Origin of the sequence: Chitinimonas lacunae, from assembly GCF_042650885.1 — a bacterium.
Taxonomy (GTDB): domain Bacteria; phylum Pseudomonadota; class Gammaproteobacteria; order Burkholderiales; family Chitinimonadaceae; genus Chitinimonas_A; species Chitinimonas_A lacunae.
Map to the genome: position 1 here is coordinate 4333957 of NZ_JBHSBU010000001.1, position 23113 is coordinate 4357069.

Sequence of the window (23113 nt, forward strand, 5' to 3'; positions counted from 1 at the left end):
CAGTTCTCCTTAGGCTGGCACGGCGACGGGGGTCGCTTGCGCGGCAGCCATTCTGGCTTTGCTGAAGGCCAGCATCCGCTCGATAGGCAGACGGGCGGCATCCATCTGGGCCGGGGTCAGATAGTCGATCCGCACTCCTTCACCGTTTTGGGCGCGCCGCACGGCTTCGATGGTGTTCATCTTCATATAGGGACACTGGTTGCACTGGCAGCCGGCATAGATCGGGGCCTGGCTGATCTTCAGATCGGGCCGGGCCAGGCCCATGTTGTAGAGGATGCCGTCTTCGGTCGCCACAAAGATCGTGGCATCGGGCTCGCGATCAAAGCGGCGCACCCAGTCGAGCATCCCGGAGGTCGAACCGACATAGTCGGCGCGCTTGAGCACCGGCAGCGGGCTTTCCGGGTGGGCGATCAGATATTTGGGACCATCGACGGCCGCCATGCCCTCGAGCAGCGAATTTTCGTTGAAGCGGTCGTGCACTTCGCACACGGCGCTCCACAGCGGCATATCGTAGCCGTACTGATAGTTGAGATAGGCGCCCATATTGCGGTCGGGCGAGAAGATCACGCGTTCGCCCTGGGCGTATAGGTGGGCGATGATATCGTCGACATTGCGACTGGTGACGATCCAGTCGGCAAGCGCCTTATGTTCGGCGCTGGAGTTGATATAGGCGACGTGGACATGATCGGCGTATTTCTGCCGCCAGGCTGCCAGTCGCTTTACATCGGTTTGGGTCACCAGGCTACAGGTGGAGCCTGCATCGGGCAGGATGACTTCGGCCTGGGGATTGAGAATCTTGGCGGTCTCGGCCATAAAACGCACGCCGGCGAAGACGATGGTGTCGGCCTGGCATTCTTTGGCGTAGAGCGAGAGTTCGAGGCTGTCGCCGACTTTGTCGGCCATTTGCTGAATTGCCGGCGCCGTATAGTAATGCGCCAGCGTGACCACACGCTTGGACATGGGAGTTTCTCCACATAAAACGTCCGCCTTTTGCCGGCGAACCAACTGGGCCCGGCGAGCCGGGCGGTTTTTTACTGTCGCAGGCGGGTTCCCCGCCGTCGATACGCGACTTGGCTAACGTAACAAAAAAACCTGTCGGCGCATAGCCTTAGGCAATTGTCCCGGCTGAATCAGTAAAAAAGTCGCAGAAAACGCTTGACTCCTGCCGGGAAGCCACTAAAATGGCCGCTCTTCGCAACACACGACGCGAAACGCAGTGTGAGACGAAGCGGGAATAGCTCAGTTGGTAGAGCGCAACCTTGCCAAGGTTGAGGTCGCGAGTTCGAGCCTCGTTTCCCGCTCCAAGCTCTCTGTAATGGCAAGCGTCGTAACGTTTCAGAAATGCGGGAATAGCTCAGTTGGTAGAGCGCAACCTTGCCAAGGTTGAGGTCGCGAGTTCGAGCCTCGTTTCCCGCTCCAAAAATTCTGATTCGTAATGTCGCGATACGCGGGAATAGCTCAGTTGGTAGAGCGCAACCTTGCCAAGGTTGAGGTCGCGAGTTCGAGCCTCGTTTCCCGCTCCAGAATTCCTGTTGGGACAAAGTAGCATCGTTCCATGTCGCACCAGTAAGGTTTGGCGGGGTGGCAGAGTGGTCATGCAGCGGCCTGCAAAGCCGTCTACGCCGGTTCGATTCCGACCCCCGCCTCCAATTCTTGCTCAGACATCCGCCCGGATGGTGAAACTGGTAGACACAACGGACTTAAAATCCGTCGGGCCGAAACGCCCGTGCCGGTTCGATTCCGGCTCCGGGCACCAGATCGCGATAGACACGAAGGCTTGCAAAATGTTTGCAGGCCTTTTTTGTTTTGTTGGCGCAGGGGCTTATCTACATGCTCGGTTGCCGTTCCCCAAACACCCGCCTGACATCCTGTCTTGCGGGTGTTGTCATTTTCAGCCATCCGAATATCGGCCCGGCGCTGGCAATCCACCATCTCGCCGGATAAGCCAAGTTGCGCGACACTCCTCCAACTTTCTCCTCGAGACACCCAGCCATGCCCATCATCACTCTCTTCACTCCCGCCGACTACCAGACCATGCCCTGGAAAAACGGTGGTGGCAGCACGCTTGAATTGTTGCGGCAGCCTTATCCGGGCGATCCGGCGCGTTTTCTGTACCGCGTATCGATCGCGACGGTGGCGGCTGATGGGCCGTTTTCGCATTTTCCCGGGGTGGAGCGTTGGTTGATGCTGCTCGAAGGTGCGGGGATGGAACTTGCGCTGAGCGATGGGCGGACCTTGGAGTTGGATAGGCCCTTGCATCCGCTGCGCTTTGCTGGCGAGCTCGAGGTGGTGGGCGAGCTGTTCAAAGGGCCGATTCGTGATTTCAATCTGATGGTCGACCGCAACGGCTGCGCCGCTGAACTAGAAGTGGTCCGGCTCGGTGCTAGCGAGTCGCAGTACGAGGTGGTCGATGACTGTCTGCTGCTTTATCTGCTCGAAGGCGGTCTGACATTGCGCCAGGCCGGGCAGGAACACGATCTGGCGCCGCAGCAGTTACTGAGGATCGAAGGCGCGGGCGCCTGGAAACTGCTGGCGGCCGGGCAGGGTGCTGTGGCCGTGGTGATGCGTCTGCACGATCGGACGGCTGACTAGAAATATTACAATTGTGCCATTTGTAGACAAAAGTCCGAAAAAGTGTTGTTTCTGAGCAAAAACTCTATCGAGTAAATAATCTAAATTTTTGTCGCGACGGGATGGGCTGGGCTAGGATGCGCTGCCCGGTTCGAGCAATTGCTCGATTCAAAACACGGGCCTCGATAAACAGGAGACAACCCGATGCTATCCCGTCTGTGTTTCAGCCTCGCCGCCGCCTTCTGCCTGACCGGCGCCCTGGCTTCGGCTCAGGAAACCGCCGTTGTATTCGTCAACGGCATGAACAACAGCTTTGACGACGCCATCGCCAATACCCAGGTGCTGAAACAGCGCGTTGGCCAGAACGGCAGCGGCCGTGGTTTCCTCTACGGCAATGCCTACAACGCCAGCAACGGCTTCTTCCAGGACCTGTGGCAGGTGTTCAAGCAAAAAGGGCAGGAAGGCGATGCATCGGGGTTCTGGCGCCTGCTCGACGGCGGTCAGGTCCAGCCCGGTTGGATGACCGAAGCGCTGCGCGACCGCTATGTGGCCGAACTGACCAAGGCCGTCGCGCCGGAGCTGCCCGAGCATCTCAAATACTATCGCCAGCATCTGAGCGCCCAGCGCAAGCTGGTGCTGGTGGCCCACTCCCAGGGCAATCTCTACGCCAATATCTCGCACAATATCCTGATCGGCGAATCCAAAACCGCCGCTGCCCAGGTCTCGACCGTCGGTGTCGCGTCGCCTGCGTCGCGGCTGATTCCCGGGGCCACCTATGTGACTTCCTCGGCCGATACGGTGGTCGGCGCCCTGCGGCTGGTCCAGCCGGTATTGCCGTCCAATAGCGATGTGGGTTTCCACCCGTTCAAGGACTTCCTCGGCCACTCGTTCGCCAAGATCTATATGGATAACGGCCTGGCCGCCGTGCGGCCGATCGTGCGCGAAATCGACCGTCGTTCGGCCCAGCCGGCCCTGCGCTGAGCCGATGAAGCGGTGGATCTTTCTGCTGGCGGGGCTGGGCATGCTTGGCGCTGTCGGCTGGTGGTGGTGGCCGGCGCCGGTGGCCGCTGCCGCGCCGCCGGCTCCTGCGCCGGGCGCGGCAAGCATGGCCAGCATGCCGTCGTCGCTTCCTGCTCATCCGATGCTGAGCGCCCAGCAACTCGACCCGCGCGACCGCGATGAGGATGGCAATGGTCTGCCTGATCATCTCGATCAATATATCGCCCGCGAATACGCAGCCACTCCGATCGCCCGTCGTACCGCCCAGCGTCTGGCCCGCTCGTGGCTCGAAGCTGCTGCCGAGGTGCGCGATCCGGAAGCGGCCCGTCGCGTCGGTCAGCAGATTGCGCGCGGGATCGCCTGCATGTTGAGCCCCGCGGTCACCGCAGAAGCCGGGGTCGATGTGCTGGAGATGCGGCGCCGGATGCTCGATACCCGGGCCGAGGCGTTGGCCACACCCGAGCGGACCGAGGGTTATCTGCGTTTTCAGCACTACGCCAATGGGCTGTATTTCGACGATCCCGGCGAAGGCGCCTGTGAGGCGGAAAGCGCTGGCACCGCCTGAGTGGAACAGGAAGGAAGGCATGCAGAAAATGCATGCCAAATTGAATAGAGGCAAGACCTAGTCTTGCCTCTATATTTTTTTGCCATGCAAAAAATGCATGGCAGCTGGAGTGGACTCAGCGCATCAGGCGACCTTCGCCATCCATCACGGTGATTTCCACATAGCGCGAGCCGGCACGGTTGTCAGGCGAGAAATTGAGCTTGAAGCCGCCCAGATCGAAATCCTGCATGGTTTCGAGCGCCTGCATCAGCTTCTCGCCGGTTGGCTGGGGACCGGCCCGCTTCAGACCTTCGGCCAGGACCCGGCAGTTCAGGTAGGTTTCCATGCCCAGATAGTTGAAAGGCAGCTCGGGAGCGAATTTCTTGACCGTGGCCTGGTAGTCCTTGACCAGCGGGCTGCGGGCCGAATAGGGGTAGGGCATGGTCTGGGCGATGCCGGTACCGCGGGCGGCGGAGCCGGCAATCTCGTACAGCCGCTTGGCGTCGACCACCGACACGGCATACATCTGGGCCGGACTGCCCGCGGCACGCAGCGCCTTGACCAGCTTGCCGCCGGCTTCCTCGAGGCCGCCCAGGAAGACTGCGTGCGGAGAGGCATCGATGATCTTGCGGGCCGCCTCGCTGACATCATTGGTGCGCGGGTCGTAGCCGGCTTCGGCGACGATCTCCAGCTCATTGCGCCGGGCCAGTTGCTTGACCACGAACAGCCCGGCTTTGCCGTCGGCATCGTTCTGGTACAGGATCGCCACGCGCTGGCCGCCCAGCGATTTGATCTGCTCGATGATCTTGCGGATTTCGTCGGTCCAGCTGGCCCGGGTGTGGAACACATAGGGATTGACCGGGTTACGCAGTTGCTCGGCACCAATGATCGGGCCGATCAGCGGCACCTTGGCGTCGTTGAGCACGTTCTGGCGGATCAGGGTCAGCGGGCCGACAATGCCGGCGGCGCCCAGCAGGGCCACCACCTTGTCCTTCTCAATCAGCTCACGCGCTGCTGCGGCGTGCTTATTGCCGTCGAAGGCATCGTCGCGCACCACATGGACCAGCTTGTGGCCGTTGATGCCGCCGCGCGCATTGATCGAGTCGATGCAGGCACGCAGCGTACCCCGGGCAACCCGGGCGTCATCGGCCATCGTCGGGTAGGAAGAGGGCACGATCTGACCGACGCGGATGTCTTCCAGCGCCGGTGCCGCCAGCGAGGCGACTGCGGTGCCGGCCAGGATCAGCGAGCGGAGGGCGGTGGGAAACTTGGGCATGATATAGGCTCCTTCGATGCCTGCTTCGAGCCTCCGCCCGGGGTCGCGACTACGGTCGACCAGGATAGCGATCGGGGGGACTCTTATTATGTTTAGATGTTTAGCCGGTTTTACCAAACCAGCGGGACATGATTGGGCGCCCAGGCGCACAACGGCCCGCAAACAGCGGGCCGGCGACGAGTATAGGCCGGTCGGACCGGCAGGGCGATTCCCGCTGATCCGTCTTGATAAGAATACAACAGTACAATAATCTGGTCAGTTGCCTTGGCAGCGTGGCGCGCTTGCCACGCTGTGCTGGCCTGAGCGGGGCGGCTACAATACGGGGATGTTGATCCTGCCCAGCGACTCCAGCGAGGCACGCGACTGGCTCGCGCGCCGACTCGACAGCCACCGCCAGCCTGGCGGCGGCGACTTGTCCACCGAAGGCGAGACCTCTCCTGCGGCAGTATTGCTCCCCATCGTATTGCGCCCCGGTGCTCCCACGCTGCTGCTGACCAGACGCAATGACCGCCTGAGCCACCACGCTGGCCAGATCAGCTTTCCGGGCGGTCGGATCGAATTCGAAGAAACCCCCGAACAGGCCGCGCTGCGCGAAACCTGGGAAGAAGTCGGCATCGCCGCCGAACATATTATTCCCGTCGGTCGCCTGTCCCCCTACGTCACCATTTCGCGCTTTCGCATCACCCCGGTGGTCGGGCTGGTGGCGCCGTCGTTCACGCTGAACCTGGCACCTGACGAGGTGGCCGAGGCGTTCGAAGTGCCGCTGTCCTTTGTGCTCGAGCGTGCCAACTACCGCGAACACGGCGTCGATCTGCCCGGCCGTCGGGTTGTCAGCCATGCACTCGACTGGCAAGGCCGCCTGATCTGGGGTGCCACGGCCGGTATGCTGATGATGTTTCTGCGCACCGTGCGCGAAGAAAGCACCGAGTGAGCGGTAGGTTCAGCCTTATTAAATATTTCTGTAAAACATCTACTAGATCCATAGCGATGTTTACTAGAAATAGAAAAAATTTCCCCCAAACCCTCCTGCGGCGGAACGCTTTTTCCGTTGCCGCCTCGCCGCGCCTTCCGCGAGCGGGCGCAGACTGGTGAGCCACGCCGCCGCTGAAGCCGTGCTGCTTTCGCCACGGCTGCGGCTTGAACCGTTGCGGCGTGCTCATGCGGTCCTGTTGTTTGGCGGTTTTGCCGAGCCCGCCCTATACGATTTTCTGCCACAACATCCACCCGGTTCCGTGACCGAGCTGGCGGAACGCTATGCCGGGCTGGAAAGCCGTCGCTCGCCGACCGACGACGAGTGGTGGCTCAACTGGGTGGTGCGTGAACAGGACAGTCAGGACTGCGTCGGCCTGATCGAGGCCGGGGTCGCAAACGACGGCCGGGCGCGGCTGGGCTATTTCATCTTTGTGGCGCATCAGCGTCGTGGCTTTGCCACCGAAGCCTGTTGCGCGGTGCTCGATCACCTGCATCGATGCTTCGCCGCCCATCAGGTCGAGCTGACGCTGGACAGCCGTAACCGCGCCTCGCGTCAACTGGCCGAACGGCTCGGTTTCGTCCAGACCGCACTGCGGCCCAATGCCGATTTCTTCAAGGGTCGCCCAAGCGATCAATACCACTATCGATATCAATGGACATCACAATGAGCGATCTGGTCGAGGTCTACACCGATGGCGCTTGCAAAGGCAATCCCGGCCCGGGTGGCTGGGGCGCGCTGCTGGTCTACAAGGGCCAGGAAAAGGAACTGTTCGGCGGCGAGGCCGACACCACCAACAACCGGATGGAACTGATGGCCGTGATTGCCGCGCTCGAAGCGCTCAAGCGGCCGTGTCAGGTGCGGGTCTATCTCGACTCGCAATATGTGCAGAACGGGATATCGAGCTGGATCCACGGCTGGAAACGCAACGGCTGGCGCACCGCCGACAAGAAGCCGGTCAAGAATGTCGATCTGTGGCAGCGGCTCGACAGCGCCGTGGAACGCCATCAGATCGAGTGGCAATGGGTCAAGGGCCATGCCGGCCACGCCGGCAACGAGCGCGCCGATGCGCTGGCCAACAAGGGTGTCGCCTTGGGCTAGCCACGATGCGCGCCGCCCTGTTTATCGGCTTGCCCGGCTGCGGCAAGTCCACCTTGTTCCGCCAACGTTTTGTCGATACCCATCTGCGGCTCAATCTCGATATGCTGCGCACCCGCCATCGCGAGGCCATCCTGTTCGAGGCGATGATCCGGGCCAAGCAGCCGCTGGTGCTCGACAATACCCACCTCACCCGCAGCGAACGCGCCCGTTATCTGCCGGCCCTGCTGGCGGCGCATTTCGAGGTGGAAGCCTATTACTTTCTGCCCGATGTGGACGGCTGCCTCGCCCGCAACGCCCAGCGCGAAGGCCGGGCCTGTGTGCCCCCGGTCGCCATCCTGAGTGGAATGAAGCGCCTGGAGCCGCCCAGCCTGGCCGAGGGGTTTGCCCGTATCTGGGCCGTCGAGCTGAGAGGGGAGGGCTTTGTGATGCAGCCGTATTCTTCGGACTCGCTGCCCGGGTCAGCCGCTTGGCCGCCTTCTCTGCACGACTGTTCGCTATTGCCCGGCGCCATTGGCGCGCCGCCGGGGCAGGCGCAAACACTTTCCGTCCCCATCAGCGCATCCGCTGCCGTGGAGAGCACGGCAGCACGAGCCGAGGGAGAAAGCTCAGTGGCAGCCTCCCACGAAGCGGCGGATATTCAGCCCCCGAGAGCCGACAATGCGATTTGATCAACTCGATGCCCGGATGCGGGCGTTTGAAGCCGCGGCTGACCGGCAGGTACAGCCCGATATGCATATCGTGGTCCGGCTCGACGGGCGCGGTTTTACCCGGCTGACCAAGGAGCGGCACGATTTCGAGCGGCCGTTCGATGTACGTTTTCACGACATGATGGTCGAGACGGTGCGACATCTGATGCAGTGCGGCTTCCGCTGCCTGTATGGCTATAGCCAGAGCGATGAGATTTCCTTGCTGCTCCATCGCGACGAGGACGCTTTTGCCCGCTCCGAACCCAAGCTGTTGAGTCTGTTGGCGGCCGAGGCCAGTGCCCGTTTCAGTCTGTTGCTGGGCGATATGGCAGTGTTCGATGCTCGTCTGAGCCTGCTGCCCGGGGTGAGCCAAGTGGTCGATTATTTCCGCTGGCGCCAGGAAGACGCAGCGCGCAACACGCGCAATGCTCACTGCTACTGGCTGTGCCGCGCGCAGGGCCTGTCGCCGGCCCTCACCGCAGCGCGGCTTGCCAGTATGGCGCTCGAGGCCAAGCATGAGCTGCTGTTTGCCCACGGCATCAATTTCAACGAGCTGCCCGACTGGCAAAAGCGTGGCTGGGCCTTCTACTGGCATGACGAGCCCCATGGCGGGGTCGATCCGCGCAGCGGTGAATCGCGTCAGGGATCGCGCCGTCGTCTGCGGGTCGAGAAGCGGCTGCCTCGGGGCGAGGACTATGGCCGTCTGTTGGCGACCATCGCGGCCGACGGCGGGTAATTTTGCTTGATGGAAAGTTTTCTGTAAGAAGACTGCCAGATAGGGAGCGTCCAGGAAGAAAAATGAAATACTTTCTGCTGGGTGACTGGCATGGTAGGGTAACGATCACCTGCTGATCGGAAAGCCGCGTGCGGCCGAACTCGGATAGAATGCCGCGGTCCGACCGGGGAGCCGGCGGCGGGGCTGTCGCCCGGCCGGGTTTTCCCGCTCCACTGACCGAAACCGACCGTCATGCGCCAAATCATTCTCGATACCGAAACCACCGGTCTGCGCGTCGAAGACGGCAACCGCATTCTCGAAATCGCCGCCGTGGAGATGATCAGCCGCAAGCTGTCACCGCCCGAAAATCATTTTCACCGCTATATCAATCCGGAACGCGACAGCGAGGAAGGCGCCCTGCGCATCCACGGCCTGACCACCGAATTCCTGTCGGCCTATCCGGTGTTCGCCGACATCGTCGATGAATTTCTCGAATTCATCCGTGGCGCTGAGCTGATCATCCACAACGCCCCCTTCGATGTGGGCTTTCTCAATGCCGAATTGCGCCGGCTCGGCCGTGGCACCATCCACGACTATGTGGCAGGAATTATCGACACCCTGGCCGAAGCCAAGGAGCTGTTCCCCGGCAAGCGCAACAACCTCGACGCCCTGTGCGACCGCTACGAGATCGACCGCTCCAACCGGGTGCTGCACGGCGCCCTGATCGACTGTGAGCTGCTGTCCGAAGTCTATCTGGCGATGACCCGGGGCCAGGACAGTCTGGCCATCGACCTTGGCCTGAGCGACGAGGACGAGGCGGGTGGCCCGGGGGCCCATGGCCGGCGTCACCAAGGCTCACTCCGGGTGATCGCGCCAAGCACCGAGGAATTAGCCGAACACGTGGCCTACCTCGATCAGCTCGACCGGGCGCTCAAGGGCACTTGCCTATGGCGCCAGCTCGAACCGGCCAACGAGAGCGCCGCATGAGCGCCCGTCTGGCCCTGGTTCCAGCCGCAGGTAGCGGCTCGCGCATGGGAAGCGACATTCCTAAGCAATATCTGACGTTATTGGGCAAGCCTCTGCTTGCCATCACGTTGGAAAGCCTGCTTTCTGCCGATTCCATCGACTTGGTATATTTATTGCTGTCGCCGGACGATTCCTGGTTTCGCGACCAGGTGGCGCTGGAACATCCCAAGCTGCGGGTGCTGTACTGCGGCGGTGCCAGCCGGGCTGAAACCGTGCGTAATGGTCTTCTGGCAGCGTCCGGGGCCGCCGACGACTGGATTCTGGTGCATGATGCTGCGCGTCCATGCCTGACGCCTGCTGAAATCGACCGGCTGGTGGCGACCTTGCAGGATGACCCGGTCGGCGGCCTGTTCGCCCTGCCGGTCGCCGATACGGTCAAGCGCGCTGATGCCGCCGGTCGGGTGGCGGCCACCGTGCCACGTGACGATCTGTGGCGGGCGCAGACTCCGCAGATGTTCCGCCGTGACTTGCTGAGTCGGGCGCTGGCGGCGGGCGCGAGTGCTGCCGTCACCGACGAATCGTCGGCCGTCGAAGCGCTGGGATTGGCGCCACGGTTGGTGGTCGGGCCAGTGGGCAATATCAAGGTCACATATCCCGCCGATCTGGCCCAGGCCGAACTACTATTGACAATGCAAGCGGAGTAAAGCGCCGATGTTTCGCATAGGACAGGGTTGGGACGTACATCGTCTGGTCGAAGGGCGCGAGCTGGTGCTGGGCGGAGTGCATATTCCCTTTGCCCGCGGGCTGCTTGGCCACTCCGACGCCGATGCCCTGCTGCATGCCATTACCGATGCCCTGTTGGGTGCGGCAGGTCTGGGCGATATCGGCCGTCACTTCCCCGATACCGATCCGCGCTTTGCCGGCGCCGACAGCCGGGTGCTGTTGCGGGAAGCCGCGGCCCGCGTGCGCGAGGCCGGTTTCCGGATCGGCAATATCGACGCCACCATCCTCGCGCAGGCGCCCAAGATGGCGCCGCATATTCCGGCCATGACGGCCCATATCGCCGCCGATCTGGGCCTGGCGCCCGAGCGGGTCAATATCAAAGCCAAGACTTACGAAAAACTGGGTCCGGTCGGCCAGGGCGAGTCGATCGAAGCGCAGGCGGTTTGCCTGCTGCTGGAAAACGCCTAAAACGGGAGAGATAGGAATGAGTGTGACGCGACGCTACGGTGGAGCCCTGGTGCTGGCAGCACTGCTTGCCGGTTGCGCCACGACGCCACCGCCGCCGCCTGCGCCGGTAAAACCGCCGCCCAAGGAAGTCCGGACTGCCGACTATCAGTCAGCAGCCTCATTGGAGGCCAGTTGGCGTTATAACGGTTGGCAGCCCGTCTTGAACCAACGCGAAACCCAGGATGCCGACGGCAATCGGACCCTCAGTCTCGATTCCCTGGTGCTGGGTCTGAGTGATCCCTTGGGGAACTACCAAGGGGCTATCGAAGCGATGGCAGCGCTGGCAGCGCGCGGTGAAAAGCCGATGAAGCTGGTGATTAGCGTGCGCAGCCGCTCACAGCAGCAATTGATTTCGGGTTGGATCAAACAGGCGGCACTGGCCAGCGGTGGTCGTAATTCGGTGGTGCTCGACAACCGTATCGGTCCGAATAATCCATTGCAACTGACGGTTCAATATCAACGCTGATCTGATCGCCATGGCTACTGCGAAAATCGCCCATCCGTCCTCGCCCAATACCGAGTCGCGGTTCCGCTCGCCGGACACCATGACCCGGGAAAACTGGGAAGCGATGCGCAACAATCTGCCGCACAAGATCGACGAGGTGATGGCCTCGTTCCGCGACGACAAGCTCGAAGTCAGTCCCCGTCCTTATCGGGCGAAGCCTGCTGCCAAGGCTGAGCCGCTGCCGCCACCAAGCCGGGCAAGCTGGCCCTGGTTTGCGGCCGGTGCCCTGTTTGCCCTGATCGCGGTGGCGGTGCTGGCCTACTGGTTCACCCGGCCCAGCGCCGAACCGACCCTCAGCACTCCGCCCGGCAAGGCCCCGGTGGGCACGCTGGCTCCGCCACCCGATGTCCTGGCCCCACGTCCGGCACCCGCCACCCCACGTGCGGCCACGCCGCCGACGGCCCCGTCACCAGTGGCACCTCAGCTCACGACGCCTGCGCCAACGGCCGAGACGCCGGCTGCATCGGCCGAGGCCAAGCCCAAGCCCAAGCCAGTCCGCAAGGCAGCACCGAAGCCGGTAGCGGAAGAAGAACACTTCACCGAAGACCTGACGCCGCTGCTGCGCGGCCAACCGAGCCAATGAACCCATTGATCACAGCCGCTGACCTGGCGGCGCACCAGGGCGAGATCGTGGTGGTGGACTGCCGCCACGAACTCGCCGATCCCGAAGCCGGCCGTCTCGCCTACGCTGCCGGCCATCTGCCCGGGGCTTTCTTCCTCCATCTCGATCAGGACCTGTCCGGTCCCAAGACCGGCCGCAACGGTCGCCACCCGCTGCCCGAGCCGGCTGTGCTGGCCCAACGGTTCGGTGCCATCGGCATCACGGCGGGGCGGCGGGTGGTCGGCTACGACGCCAGCGGCGGCATCTTCGCTGCCCGGCTGTGGTGGCTGCTGCGCTGGCTTGGCCATGATCAGGTCCAGGTGCTCGACGGCGGCTGGCAAGCGTGGCTCGAAGCCGGCTTGCCCACCAACACCGAGCTGCCGGACCCGAGGCCCGGCTCATTTACCGCGCATCCGCAACGGGACTGGATCGTCAGTGCCGAGGAACTGCTCGCGGGACTTGACCAGGAGCGCCATCTGGTGGTCGACGCCCGCAGTCCGACCCGCTTTGCCGGCCAGGACGAAACGCTGGACCCGGTCGGCGGCCATATCCCGGGCGCGCGCAATCGCTTCTTCCAACACAATCTCGAACCGGGTGGCCGGTTCAAATCGGCAGCGCAACTGCGCCAGGAATGGCTGGCCCTGTTCGCTGGCTGGCCGGTCGAGCGCACGGTGCAGCAATGCGGCTCGGGCGTGACGGCCTGCCATAATCTGCTGGCGCTGGAGATCGCCGGCCTGAGCGGCGCCCGGCTCTACCCCGGCTCCTGGAGCGAATGGTGCAGCGACCCGGCCCGGCCGGTTGCCACGGGCGCGGCCTGAGTTGCGCGGTGGTACGGCGATGAGTGTCGCCTCGGGCATTGCCAGTGGTGCGGTGGCCACGCCCCGGCTGGCGGCCGAGGCGGTTGAACGCGCCCTGTCGCGCGCCGGCCTTGACCGGGCCCAGGCCGTGCTGCTGTTCCTGTCGGCCGATTTCGCCGATGACCCGCGTCCGGCGCTGGTCGCTGCCGCCCGCGCCGCTCAGACGCTGGCGCTGACCGGCTGCACCGCGCTGGGCATCCTGACCGAAGAAGACTGGATACTCGATGCCCCGTCGGCCGCCGCCCTGGTGCTGGGCGGCGAACGCGGCTTTGTCCGTCCTGGGGCCGATCAGGCGGTCCTGACTCTCGCTGCGCCCAATACCCTCGATCTGGCCTGGCTGGCGGCCGGCGTGCCGCGCTATGGCGGTATTGCCGGCGATGCGACAGGTCTTGGTCCCTATAAGGTCTGGCAGCAGGGCCAGTTGCGACCCGATGGCCGCTGCGAACAGGCGCTGAGCGGCCCGCCGCCTGCCATTCATGTCTCGCGCGGCATGCTGCCGCTGGGCGAGCCGCTGCGTATCGACGAACTCGACGGCTTTGATCTGCTGCGACTGTCGGGCCAGCCTGCCGCCACCACGCTGCGTCGGGTGGCCACGACCCTCGCGCTGCACGAACTCGCCCTGGCCGGTCTCGATGAACATGGCCGCATCGTGCATTGTTGGCCGCTGGTCGGTATCGACGAGGGCGGTGCGGTGACGGTGGCAGCCCATCTGCGGACGGGCGGCCGGGTCGTGTGGATGCGCCGTTCGGCCGAAGCGGCCCGGGTCGAGCTGGAAACGGCACTGCAAGACGGCCCAGCGAGTTTCGGTCTGCTGTTTTCCTGCGGCAGCCGCGGGGCGGCGTTCCACGGCGGTATCGAAGGCGACTGGCGGGCGATCCGCCAGGCGCGGCCTGGACTGCCTTTGGTGGGTTTTTACGGCAACGGTCAGATTGCGCCGGTCGGCGGTGAGAACCGACTGCTGCACCATAGCGTAGTGGTATCCTTATTCGCTTGAGAATCTTTCCGTTTCGCCGACGATGTTCACCCCCTCTCGCGACCAAGCGCGCAATTTTCTGTTCGATACCTGGGCCAAGCATCAGGCCGGTCATCCGCTGACCGATCTGGAAAAGCTGGTCTTCAGCGTGATTGCCCGCCACCCCGAATACCATTCGATACTCGAAGACCGCGAGCGCTACGCCGAGCGCGACTATCCGCCCGAATTGGGCGAGACCAACCCTTTTTTACATCTGTCCATGCATCTGGCCATCGAGGAGCAACTGTCGATCGACCACCCGCATGGCGTTCGTGCGCTCTATGAGACGCTGTGTCAGCGGCTGGGCGATGAGCATGCCGCCCAGCATGAAACCATGGATTGTCTGGCCGAGATGATCTGGCAGTCGCAGCGCAACCGGCTGCCTTTCGACAGCGGCCGTTATCTCGACTGCCTGCGCGGCAAGGCTGGCCTGGCCGACTGAAGCCAGCAGGCGCGCCATATGCTCCACCTTGGTTGACGGGGGAGGAAACCAGGCCAGGGTAAGAAGCAGAATACAAATATCTTGCAAAACATTCGCAAGATAGATGGCCATATATAGACAAAAAGGAAAATATATGTCCAGACACACCTTTCCCTCTTTGCCCAATATGCGACCGCTGCCGACTGCTGGCCAGCCTGGTTTGCGCTGGGCAATGCCTGTGGTGGCAGTGCGATGGAACAGGTCCGTTCCGCCGCGTCGGTGATCGTCCGGCGCAGCGCTGCCTGGCCGGTAGGCGGCGGCGAGGCGGGCGCCCTGATCCGTGAGCGCGACTGGCGCCACAGCCCGCTTGGTCCGGTCGAGGACTGGCCGCAGAGCCTGCGCACCTCGCTTGACCTGCTGCTGCCGGCCGAAGCCCAGATCGTGCTGTTCTGGGGGCCGGAATTCATCGCCTTCTACAACGACAGCTATGCCCCCACGATCGGCGCCAAGCATCCGAGAGCCTTCGGCCTGCCGGCTGCGCTGTCATGGCACGAGCTGTGGGCCGATCTGGAGCCGCTGCTCGATGGAGTCAGACGCAGCGGCCAGACCTTTTCGGCGCGCGACCGGCCGTTTCGGATCGATCGCTACGGTTTTCTGGAAACGGTCTATTTCGATGTGTCCTATTCCGCCGTGCGCAACGAGTCAGGCGAGGTCGCTGGCGTACTGTGCATCGTCAACGAGACCACCAAGCGGGTACGCGATGCCCAGGCGCTGGTGACCAGCGAGGCCCGTCTGCGGGCCGAGCAGGACTTCACCCGCCGCGTGCTCGATTCGACCACCGAAGGCTTCTATTCGCTGGACCGCGACGGCTGCGCCACCTTCTGCAATGCCAGCTTTGTGCGCATGTTGGGCTACCAGTGGGCCGAGGAAGTGATCGGTCGCCGGCTCCACAGCGAAATCCGCCATTCCCGTGCCGACGGCACGCCCTACAGCGAGGCCGATTCGCCGATCTGTCAGGTGGCGCGCAGCGGCTATCCGGTCCATTGCAGCGGGGAATACTTCTTCCGCCGCGATGGCTCGTGCTTCCCGGTCGATTACCGTGCCGAGCCGATCTACCGTGACGGCGAGTTGCAGGGCGTGGTGTGCACCTTTACCGATATCTCCGACCGCCTGGCGCGCGAGCAGGCGCTGCGTGAAGCCGAACAGGCGCGCAAGCAGGCGGCCGAGCGGATCGAGCTGGCGCTCAATACCGGGGCGGTGCTGGGCACCTGGGTGTGGGAAGTGCCGCATGACCGCTTTATCAGCGACGAGCGCTTCGCCCGCACTTTTTCGCTCGATGCCGCGGCGCTGGCGCGCGGGCTGCCGATTGGCGAGGTGCGTCAGGCCATCCATCCCGAGGATCGGCTGCGAGTCGACCGGCTGGTGACCGAGGCGCTGCGGCGCGGCGGCAGTTACCGTGCCGAGTATCGGGTGCGCCAGGAGGATGGCGCCTGGCTATGGATCGAGGCCAACGGCCATGTCGAACTCGATGAGCAGGGCCGGCCGCTGCGCTTTCCCGGGGTATTGATCGACATCCACGAGCGTAAGCAGGCCGAAGCCGCCCGCCAGATCGATCTGAGCGCCCGGCTCAAGGCGGAACTGGCACTGCGCGAGATGCACGATCAGCTGCGGATGGCGCAGATGGCCGGTGGCATCGGGGTGTTTCTGCTCGATATTGCGACCAATTGGCTGACCGTATCGCCCGAGTTCTGCCGTATTTTCGGCCTGCCGGTGTGCGAGAGTCTGGCGACTGAAGCTGTCGAGTCCCTGAGCATCGAGGAGGATCGCTCCTACGTTTCCAACCCGATCAGCCGACGGCAGGGAACGGCCGAGTTACAGGTGGAATACCGTATCCGGCGCCACGATGATGGGGCGCTGCGCTGGATTTCACGGCGGGCCGAATTCGTCCGCGACGCCAGCGGCCGGCCGCTACAGATGCGCGGGGTGGTGCAGGACATCACCGAGCGCAAGGCGGTCGAGGCAACGTTGCGGCAGAGCGAGGCGCGCTTCCGGGTGCTGGCCCAGGCGATGCCCAACCAGGTCTGGACCACTGCGCCCGATGGTCAGCTCGATTGGGCCAATGACCAGTTCTGCGATTACACCGGCCTTGGACTCGCTGAACTGGCCGGGGAGGGCTGGCATGCGATCGTTCATCCCGACGATCTGCCAGGCGTATTGGCAAGCTGGCAGCAGGCAGTCGCCAGTGGCGAGCGCTACGACAGCGAGCTGCGGGTGCGGCGGCGCGATGGCAGCTACCGCTGGCATATCGCCCGCGCGCTGCCGATCGAGGGGGGCGACCGGCTGTTGCGCTGGATCGGCACCCATACCGATATCGATGACCAGAAAGCCGCCCAGGCCGAGCTGGCGCGGCGCAATGCCTCGCTGGCACAGCGGGTCGAGGCCCGCACGCGCGACCGTGATCGGCTGTGGTGCCTGTCTACCGATCTGATGGTGGTGGCCCGCTTCGATGGGGCCATCGTGGCGGTCAATCCGGCCTGGCATGGGGTATTGGGCTGGGACGGCGAGTCGCTGCTCGATAGCAGCCTGCTTGCGCTGGTCCACGAGGACGACCAGGCGCTGACGGCGGCCGCCATGCGTCAACTGGCCCAGGGCGGCGCGACGCTGCGTTTCGAGAACCGCTACCGGCATCGTGACGGCCATTTCCTGATGATTTCGTGGACGGCCGTGCCCGATGCCAACCGTATCCACGCCGTCGGCCGCGATATCACGGCCGAGCGCGCCCATGCCAAGGCGCTGGGCGAGGCGGAAGCGCGTCTGCGCCAGAGCCAGAAGATGGAAGCGCTGGGCCAGTTGACCGGCGGTATCGCCCACGATTTCAACAATCTCCTGCAAGGCATCACCGGTGCCTTGTCGCTGCTGCGGCGCCGCGTCAGCCATGGCCGGCTTGACGATGCCGAGCGCTTTATCGAGATGGCGGCCGGCTCAGCCCGGCGGGCGGCGGCGCTCACCCATCGCCTGCTGGCGTTTGCCCGCCGTCAGCCGCTCGATAGCAAGCCCGTCGATGTCAATCGGCTGGTCGGCTCGATGGAGGACCTGCTCCATCGCACCCTGGGCGAACATATCGCCTTGCTGGTGGTGCTGGGCGACGCGGTGGGGCCGGTGCTGAGCGACGAGAGTCAGCTGGAGAATGCGCTGCTCAATCTGGCCATCAACGCGCGCGATGCAATGCCCGACGGCGGCAAGCTGACCATCGAGACGGCCAATGTGACGCTGCCACCCGAGAGCGAACATGACGGGCTGCGGCCAGGCAGCTACACCGTGATCAGCGTCAGCGACACCGGCATCGGCATGACGCCCGAAGTGCTCGGACGCGCCTTCGAGCCCTTCTTCACCACCAAACCGATCGGCCAGGGCACCGGGCTTGGGCTGTCGATGATCTACGGCTTCGTCAAACAGTCAGGCGGTCATGTGCGGATCGCCAGCACGCCGCGCTGTGGCACCACCATCCGCCTTTATCTGCCGCACAACCTGGGTGCCACCGCATTGCCCGCCCCGGTCGAGTCGGCGCAGGCGCCGCGTGGCGGCGGCGAGACGGTGCTGGTGGTCGAGGATGACGAAGCGGTGCGAATGCTGGTGGTCGAGGTGCTGCACGAACTGGGCTATAGCGCCATCGAGGTCAGCGACGGCAACGCGGCAGTGCCGGTGCTGCTGTCGGATCAGCCGATCGAGCTGCTGATTTCCGATGTGGGGCTGCCGGGCCTCAATGGCCGCCAAGTGGCCGAGATCGCCCGTCGGCATCGGCCGGCACTGCCTATCCTGTTCATGACCGGCTATGCCCAGCATGCGGCGGTGCGCTCGGAATTCCTCGGGCCCGGCATGGAAATGGTGATGAAGCCTTTTGCGATGGATGCGCTGGCGGTAAGGATCCGCGACATCCTGGCGGCGAAACGGGCTTAGTGGGAGGACGTGACGTGGCGTTGGAGGTGGCGAGGGATTGCCGGGAAAGGAAAAGGGAAGCGTAGCGCGCTTCCCTGGTTCAGGCGGTTCAGGCGGTGGCCGAAATCCGCAGGTATTTCTGTTGCAGCTCTTCCTGGGTCTCTTTGCGTTCGGGGTCGAGCGGAATGCAGTCTACCGGGCAGACCTGCTGACATTGCGGCTCGTTATAGTGACCAACACATTCGGTGCAAAGGCTCGGGTCGATCACATAAATCTCCGGACCTTGCGAAATCGCCCCGTTGGGGCATTCCGGCTCGCACACGTCGCAGTTGATGCATTCGTCGGTGATCATCAGCGCCATGATGGGAATTCCTTAGTAAAACAGTAGGTTATTTTGGGCGGAATTGTCTCACCAGGGCATCTGTCCTGCAAGCTGGTGCATGACCGCCGTGCCAGAGCTGACGGGTGGCGCAGGCCGATCGGACGCGCGGGAGAGCAGGGACGGTCAAGCCTGGGTCCGGCCGCTGCGGGCCTGACCAGCATTGGTCATCAAATCGCCGGAAGGATCGCTTATGCTGACGCTAGGTCAGGCGTTGACGCCCAAGGCCGCCATTTTTCGGAGGAATCGGCATGGAATTTTCTTTTGTGCTCACCGCACGTCATAAGCAACGCGAGCGGCTTGGCCAATTGCTTGAACTGTTCCCCGAGGAGATTGGCCAGGGCGGCTTGGATGAAGCAGGTCTGGCGGCCTTTCTCGACCGCTGCGCTGCGATCAATCCGACAGACGGTCGTGCAGCGGGCGAAGAGTTTATCCGCACCATCGACGAGGACTGGGGACGCGGCGTCAGTCGGCAGGGCAGCCCGCTGTACATCCCCGAAGAAATGCTGGTCGAAGTGGCTTTCCTGACCGGCTCAAGCGGCGATGAGCTGTTTGTCGAGTTCGTTGACTTCCTCTATTGCCTCGACCCTAGCCTCGAGATCGAAGCCGTCGGTGATTACGGTGACGAGCCTTATGGCTATCGTTGCTGGATCGAAAACGGCGAGGCTTGCGTCGAGGAAGGCATCTTTGCCTCGCCCCCGACCGAGGAAGAAGCGCAGGAGCGGGTGCCTAATTATCGTTAGAAAATATTCTGCATGACGTTTGCAAGAAAATAGGCATCGTTAATAAGAAAATAAAAATATCCTGCTTAAAAGCCACAGCAGGCTGACCAGCCTGCAAGCTGAAGCTGTCCTCTCCAACCGACCGTCCCAGCCTCTACGGTCCAATCACCTCCACCTTCGGACAGGCAAATGATCGGCGCTCAACATGGCGTCCAACTGAACCGGTGTCAGGGAGCCAAAAAACCGTCACGTCCCAGCGTGTCGGGTCCACTGATAACTCCCAAGAACACAGCGGGCCCGAAGCCGTGATGCTCACGCAAGCAGCTTCCCGGTCCGGATCTCAAATGAAAACGACGCCCGCAGGCGTCGTTTCGGCGGTGAACGACCGCATTTCCGTTTGAATCGGCGTCATCGCCAAGTCTGGTTGAGCGCTATGCTGCACGCCGAGGGCCGGACAGGCTGACGCCGGATTGGCCGGAAAGGCGCTGCCGTTCAGATCCTCTCATACAGAGGCAGGGTCAGAAATTCGGCGAAGCTGTCGCTGGTCGACATCTCGGCAAAGATCTGGGCGGCTTCTGTATAGGGAATGGCGGTGAAGGTGGCGTCGCCATGTTCGGCGCGGATGACGTCGAGTTCCTGCGGCACCAGCTCGCGCACCAGATCGGCCGTCACCTTGCGACCATCTTCGAGCACGCCTTTATGCGAGCGTATCCACTGCCACACCTGAGCGCGGCTGATTTCGGCGGTGGCGGCGTCTTCCATCAGATGATGGATGGGCACGCAGCCATTGCCGGCGAGCCAACTGCCCAGGTACTGGATGCCGACGTTGATGTTCATCCGCAGGCCAGCTTCGCTGATCGGTGCCTCAGGGCGGAAGTTCAAGAGATCGGCTGCCGTAAACACCTCGTCGCGCTGTCGGCCGATCTGGTTGGGCTGCTCGCCCAGCACCTTGACGAATTCCTCCATTGCCACCGACACCAGCCCCGGATGGGCCACCCAGCCGCCGTCGAAGCCGTCGTTGGCATCACGGGTCTTGTCGGCGCGGATGCCGGCCATGGCCTGTTCGTTCTTGACCGGGTCGTTCTTGATCGGAATCAGCGCACTCATCCCGCCGATGGCCGGCGCGCCGCGCCGGTGGCAGGTCTTGACCAGGCTCAGGGCGTAGGCACGCATGAACGGCACGGTCATGGTGATGTGCTTGCGATCGGCCAGGCAGAAGCCGGTATTGCTGCGGAATTTCTTGATGCAGCTGAAGATGTAGTCCCAACGTCCGGCATTGAGACCGGCCGAGTGCTCGCGCAGCTCGTAGAGGATTTCGTCCATCTCGAAGGCAGCCAGGATGGTCTCGATCAGCACCGTGGCCTTGATCGTGCCGCGCGGCAGGTCGAGCAGCTCCTGCGCCTTGACGAAGATATCGTTCCACAGTCGTGCTTCGAGATGGCTTTCGAGCTTGGGCAGATAGAAGAACGGACCGGCGCCGCGTGCCAGTTGTTCGCGTGCGTTATGGAACAGGAACAGACCGAAGTCGAAAATCCCGCCCGACACGCGCTGGCCGTCGACGGTGACGTGCTTTTCATCGAGATGCCAGCCGCGCGGCCGCACCTGGAGCACAGCGATCTGCTCGTTGAGCCGGTAGGACTTGCCGTTGTCGGCCGTGAAGTCGATCTGGCGGCGGATGGCATCGTAGAGGTTGATCTGACCCTGGATCTGGTTGGACCAGTTGGGGCAGTTCGAATCCTCGAAATCGGTCATATAGCTGTCAGCGCCCGAGTTGAAGGCGTTGATGATCATCTTGCGCTCGACCGGGCCGGTGATTTCGACCCGGCGCCGCCGCAGCGCCGGCGGCAGTTCGGCGATGGTCCAGTTGGCCTCGCGTACCGTGGCAGTTTCCGGCAGAAAATCGGGCAGCTTGCCGGCGTCGAGTTCTGCCTGGCGCAGGGCGCGCCGGCCCAGCAGTTCCTGGCGGCGGCCTTCGAAGGTGCGATGCAGGGTGGCGACGAAGGCCAGTGCCTCGGGGGTCAGGATACGGGCGAATTCCGGGGTGACGTCGGCGTGGATGACGATGCCGGGGGCGTATTGCATGGGGAATCCTTTCGCGGCGGAACAGGCTCCGCCGGTTCGGCCGTGTGGCCGCAAGCGGTTCAGACAAAAACGCCGCCCGGGCTCGGGTGAGCGGGGCGGCGCTGGTGCGGCGTAAAGACGCTTAGTGGAACTGCTCTTCTTCGGTCGAGCCGGTCAGCGCGGTCACGCTCGAGGCGCCACCCTGGATCACGGTGGTCACATCGTCGAAGTAGCCGGTGCCGACTTCCTGCTGGTGGCTGACGAAGGTGTAGCCACGATCGCGGGCGGCGAATTCGGGTTCCTGCACCTTCTCGACATAGGCCGACATGCCGCGTGCCACATAGTCCTGGGCCAGATCGAACATGTTGTACCACATCGAGTGGATGCCAGCCAAAGTGATGAACTGATACTTGTAGCCCATGGCACCCAGTTCGCGCTGGAACTTGGCGATGGTGGCGTCGTCGAGGTTCTTCTTCCAGTTGAACGACGGCGAGCAGTTGTAAGCGAGCAGCTTGCCCGGATGCTTGGAATGCACCGCCTCGGCGAACTGACGGGCGAATTCGAGGTCGGGCGTACCGGTTTCGCACCAGACCAGGTCAGCGTAGTCGGCGTAGGCCACGGCGCGGCTGATTGCCTGCTCGATGCCCTTCTTGGTCTTGTAGAAGCCTTCGGCGGTGCGCTCGCCGGTGCAGAACGGCTTGTCGTTCTCGTCCACATCCGACGTCAGCAGATCGGCGGCTTCGGCGTCGGTACGGGCGATCACCAGGGTCGGCACACCGTAGACGTCGGCAGCCAGACGGGCGGCGATCAGCTTTTGCACGGCTTCCTGGGTCGGCACCAGGACCTTGCCGCCCATATGGCCGCATTTCTTGACCGAGGCGAGCTGATCTTCCCAATGCACGCCGGCGGCGCCGGCGCGGATCATCGACTTCATCAGCTCGAAGGCGTTGAGCACGCCGCCAAAGCCGGCTTCGGCGTCGGCCACGATCGGGGCGAAGTAGTCGGTAAAGCCCTTGCTGCCGGGCTCGATGCCCTTGCTATGCTGGATTTCGTCGGCGCGGGTAAAGGCGTTGTTGATCCGTTCGACCACGGCCGGCACCGAATTGACCGGGTAGAGCGACTGGTCGGGATACATCGCCATATAGCTATTGTTGTCGGCGGCCACTTGCCAGCCCGACAGATAGATGGCTTTGACGCCGGCCTTGACTTGCTGCATGGCCTGGCCGCCGGTCAGCGCGCCCAGGCAGTTGATATAGGGTTCGTTGTGGAGCAGGTCCCACAACTTTTCGGCGCCGCGACGCGCCAGGGTGTGTTCTACCAGGACCGAACCGCGCAGCCGTTCGACATCGGCAGCGCTGTAGCCGCGCTTGATGCCCTTCCAGCGCGGATTGGTGTCCCAGTCCTTTTGCAGGGCGGCGATGCGTTCTTCACGAGTAGACATAAGCGTTTACCTCTTAATGCGTGTAGCGAGCCAGCAGCAAGGCACGGCAGCGCTTGCGTTGGAAAGAATGAAGATGCGTTGCAATGCACGGGGAGGCCCCGGAGATGGTGTTCCGGCTGA

The 23113-nt window shown here is 63.3% G+C and carries 23 protein-coding genes and 5 tRNA genes; 23 read left to right on the forward strand and 5 right to left on the reverse strand.

Features of this window, described 5'->3' with window-relative positions; all coding sequences use genetic code 11:
* Window positions 1-9: 9 nt before the first annotated feature.
* Window positions 10-960 (reverse strand): quinolinate synthase NadA, encoded by a 951-nt coding sequence (gene nadA / locus ACFOW7_RS18525; protein WP_378167167.1) that lies wholly within the window; start codon window positions 958-960, stop codon window positions 10-12.
* A gap of 268 nt (window positions 961-1228) precedes the next feature.
* Here nadA and ACFOW7_RS18530 point away from each other — a divergent pair.
* The 8 genes from ACFOW7_RS18530 (at window position 1229) to ACFOW7_RS18565 (ending at window position 4135) form a co-directional block, all read left to right on the forward strand.
* Window positions 1229-1304 (forward strand) — tRNA-Gly (locus tag ACFOW7_RS18530).
* 39 nt (window positions 1305-1343) lie between these two features.
* Window positions 1344-1419 (forward strand) — tRNA-Gly (locus tag ACFOW7_RS18535).
* Window positions 1420-1447: 28 nt separating this feature from the next.
* Window positions 1448-1523: transfer RNA gene (locus tag ACFOW7_RS18540), tRNA-Gly, on the forward strand.
* 52 nt (window positions 1524-1575) lie between these two features.
* A tRNA-Cys gene (locus ACFOW7_RS18545) sits at window positions 1576-1649 on the forward strand.
* Between the two features lie 18 nt (window positions 1650-1667).
* Window positions 1668-1756, forward strand: a tRNA-Leu gene (locus tag ACFOW7_RS18550).
* A 236-nt stretch (window positions 1757-1992) separates the two neighbouring features.
* Window positions 1993-2592: a HutD/Ves family protein gene (locus ACFOW7_RS18555; RefSeq protein ID WP_378167169.1), complete on the forward strand. Its 600-nt coding sequence runs from the start codon at window positions 1993-1995 to the stop codon at window positions 2590-2592.
* Between the two features lie 183 nt (window positions 2593-2775).
* Window positions 2776-3552 carry a hypothetical protein gene (locus ACFOW7_RS18560; RefSeq protein ID WP_378167171.1) on the forward strand — a complete coding sequence of 259 codons (777 nt, stop codon included), beginning with the start codon at window positions 2776-2778 and terminating at the stop codon, window positions 3550-3552.
* A 4-nt stretch (window positions 3553-3556) separates the two neighbouring features.
* Window positions 3557-4135 carry a hypothetical protein gene (locus ACFOW7_RS18565; protein ID WP_378167173.1) on the forward strand — a complete coding sequence of 193 codons (579 nt, stop codon included), beginning with the start codon at window positions 3557-3559 and terminating at the stop codon, window positions 4133-4135.
* Between the two features lie 115 nt (window positions 4136-4250).
* Here ACFOW7_RS18565 and ACFOW7_RS18570 read toward each other — a convergent pair whose 3' ends face one another.
* A complete protein-coding gene (locus ACFOW7_RS18570) occupies window positions 4251-5390 on the reverse strand; it encodes an ABC transporter substrate-binding protein (protein ID WP_378167175.1) in 1140 nt (379 codons plus the stop codon).
* A 325-nt stretch (window positions 5391-5715) separates the two neighbouring features.
* Between ACFOW7_RS18570 and ACFOW7_RS18575 the strand changes: the two genes are divergently transcribed.
* The 14 genes from ACFOW7_RS18575 to ACFOW7_RS18640 all read left to right on the forward strand — a co-directional run bounded on the left by ACFOW7_RS18575 (window position 5716) and on the right by ACFOW7_RS18640 (window position 18411).
* Window positions 5716-6321 carry an NUDIX hydrolase gene (locus ACFOW7_RS18575; RefSeq protein ID WP_378167177.1) on the forward strand — a complete coding sequence of 202 codons (606 nt, stop codon included), beginning with the start codon at window positions 5716-5718 and terminating at the stop codon, window positions 6319-6321.
* Window positions 6322-6478: 157 nt separating this feature from the next.
* Window positions 6479-7030 carry a GNAT family N-acetyltransferase gene (locus ACFOW7_RS18580; RefSeq protein ID WP_378167179.1) on the forward strand — a complete coding sequence of 184 codons (552 nt, stop codon included), beginning with the start codon at window positions 6479-6481 and terminating at the stop codon, window positions 7028-7030.
* The gene (rnhA, locus tag ACFOW7_RS18585) at window positions 7027-7461 is read left to right on the forward strand and encodes a ribonuclease HI (RefSeq protein WP_378167181.1); all 435 of its coding nucleotides are present in this window, start codon (window positions 7027-7029) and stop codon (window positions 7459-7461) included. Before ACFOW7_RS18580 ends, rnhA begins: the two co-directional genes overlap by 4 nt.
* A gap of 5 nt (window positions 7462-7466) precedes the next feature.
* Complete coding sequence (locus ACFOW7_RS18590) at window positions 7467-8129, forward strand: AAA family ATPase (protein ID WP_378167183.1); 663 nt, start codon at window positions 7467-7469, stop codon at window positions 8127-8129.
* On the forward strand, window positions 8119-8883 hold the full coding sequence (locus ACFOW7_RS18595) for a tRNA(His) guanylyltransferase Thg1 family protein (RefSeq protein ID WP_378167185.1): 765 nt from the start codon (window positions 8119-8121) through the stop codon (window positions 8881-8883). The genes ACFOW7_RS18590 and ACFOW7_RS18595 overlap by 11 nt, the downstream gene beginning before the upstream one ends.
* A gap of 231 nt (window positions 8884-9114) precedes the next feature.
* Complete coding sequence (gene dnaQ, locus ACFOW7_RS18600) at window positions 9115-9849, forward strand: DNA polymerase III subunit epsilon (protein ID WP_378167188.1); 735 nt, start codon at window positions 9115-9117, stop codon at window positions 9847-9849.
* On the forward strand, window positions 9846-10532 hold the full coding sequence (ispD, locus tag ACFOW7_RS18605) for a 2-C-methyl-D-erythritol 4-phosphate cytidylyltransferase (RefSeq protein ID WP_378167190.1): 687 nt from the start codon (window positions 9846-9848) through the stop codon (window positions 10530-10532). The genes dnaQ and ispD overlap by 4 nt, the downstream gene beginning before the upstream one ends.
* Before the next feature lie 7 nt (window positions 10533-10539).
* Window positions 10540-11019: a 2-C-methyl-D-erythritol 2,4-cyclodiphosphate synthase gene (gene ispF / locus ACFOW7_RS18610; RefSeq protein WP_378167192.1), complete on the forward strand. Its 480-nt coding sequence runs from the start codon at window positions 10540-10542 to the stop codon at window positions 11017-11019.
* 16 nt (window positions 11020-11035) lie between these two features.
* Window positions 11036-11524: a hypothetical protein gene (locus ACFOW7_RS18615; RefSeq protein ID WP_378167194.1), complete on the forward strand. Its 489-nt coding sequence runs from the start codon at window positions 11036-11038 to the stop codon at window positions 11522-11524.
* A gap of 10 nt (window positions 11525-11534) precedes the next feature.
* Entirely contained in the window at window positions 11535-12146 is a 612-nt protein-coding gene (locus ACFOW7_RS18620) for a hypothetical protein (protein ID WP_378167196.1), read from the forward strand.
* The gene (locus ACFOW7_RS18625) at window positions 12143-12982 is read left to right on the forward strand and encodes a sulfurtransferase (RefSeq protein WP_378167198.1); all 840 of its coding nucleotides are present in this window, start codon (window positions 12143-12145) and stop codon (window positions 12980-12982) included. Before ACFOW7_RS18620 ends, ACFOW7_RS18625 begins: the two co-directional genes overlap by 4 nt.
* Window positions 12983-13001: 19 nt before the next feature.
* Window positions 13002-14015: an FIST C-terminal domain-containing protein gene (locus ACFOW7_RS18630; RefSeq protein ID WP_378167200.1), complete on the forward strand. Its 1014-nt coding sequence runs from the start codon at window positions 13002-13004 to the stop codon at window positions 14013-14015.
* Window positions 14016-14037: 22 nt separating this feature from the next.
* Window positions 14038-14475, forward strand: a complete 438-nt coding sequence (locus ACFOW7_RS18635) for a DUF1841 family protein (protein WP_378167201.1) — start codon at window positions 14038-14040, stop codon at window positions 14473-14475.
* 231 nt (window positions 14476-14706) lie between these two features.
* Window positions 14707-18411: a PAS domain S-box protein gene (locus ACFOW7_RS18640; RefSeq protein ID WP_378167204.1), complete on the forward strand. Its 3705-nt coding sequence runs from the start codon at window positions 14707-14709 to the stop codon at window positions 18409-18411.
* Window positions 18412-18499: 88 nt separating this feature from the next.
* Here ACFOW7_RS18640 and ACFOW7_RS18645 read toward each other — a convergent pair whose 3' ends face one another.
* Complete coding sequence (locus ACFOW7_RS18645) at window positions 18500-18751, reverse strand: YfhL family 4Fe-4S dicluster ferredoxin (RefSeq protein ID WP_378167206.1); 252 nt, start codon at window positions 18749-18751, stop codon at window positions 18500-18502.
* Window positions 18752-19020: 269 nt separating this feature from the next.
* Here ACFOW7_RS18645 and ACFOW7_RS18650 point away from each other — a divergent pair, with 269 nt between their 5' ends.
* Window positions 19021-19512, forward strand: a complete 492-nt coding sequence (locus tag ACFOW7_RS18650) for a hypothetical protein (RefSeq protein ID WP_378167208.1) — start codon at window positions 19021-19023, stop codon at window positions 19510-19512.
* A 471-nt stretch (window positions 19513-19983) separates the two neighbouring features.
* Here the strand turns inward: ACFOW7_RS18650 and aceB are convergent, their stop codons facing one another.
* On the reverse strand, window positions 19984-21573 hold the full coding sequence (gene aceB / locus ACFOW7_RS18655) for a malate synthase A (RefSeq protein ID WP_378167210.1): 1590 nt from the start codon (window positions 21571-21573) through the stop codon (window positions 19984-19986).
* A 121-nt stretch (window positions 21574-21694) separates the two neighbouring features.
* Window positions 21695-22993 carry an isocitrate lyase gene (gene aceA / locus ACFOW7_RS18660; RefSeq protein ID WP_378167212.1) on the reverse strand — a complete coding sequence of 433 codons (1299 nt, stop codon included), beginning with the start codon at window positions 22991-22993 and terminating at the stop codon, window positions 21695-21697.
* Window positions 22994-23113: the final 120 nt, after the last annotated feature.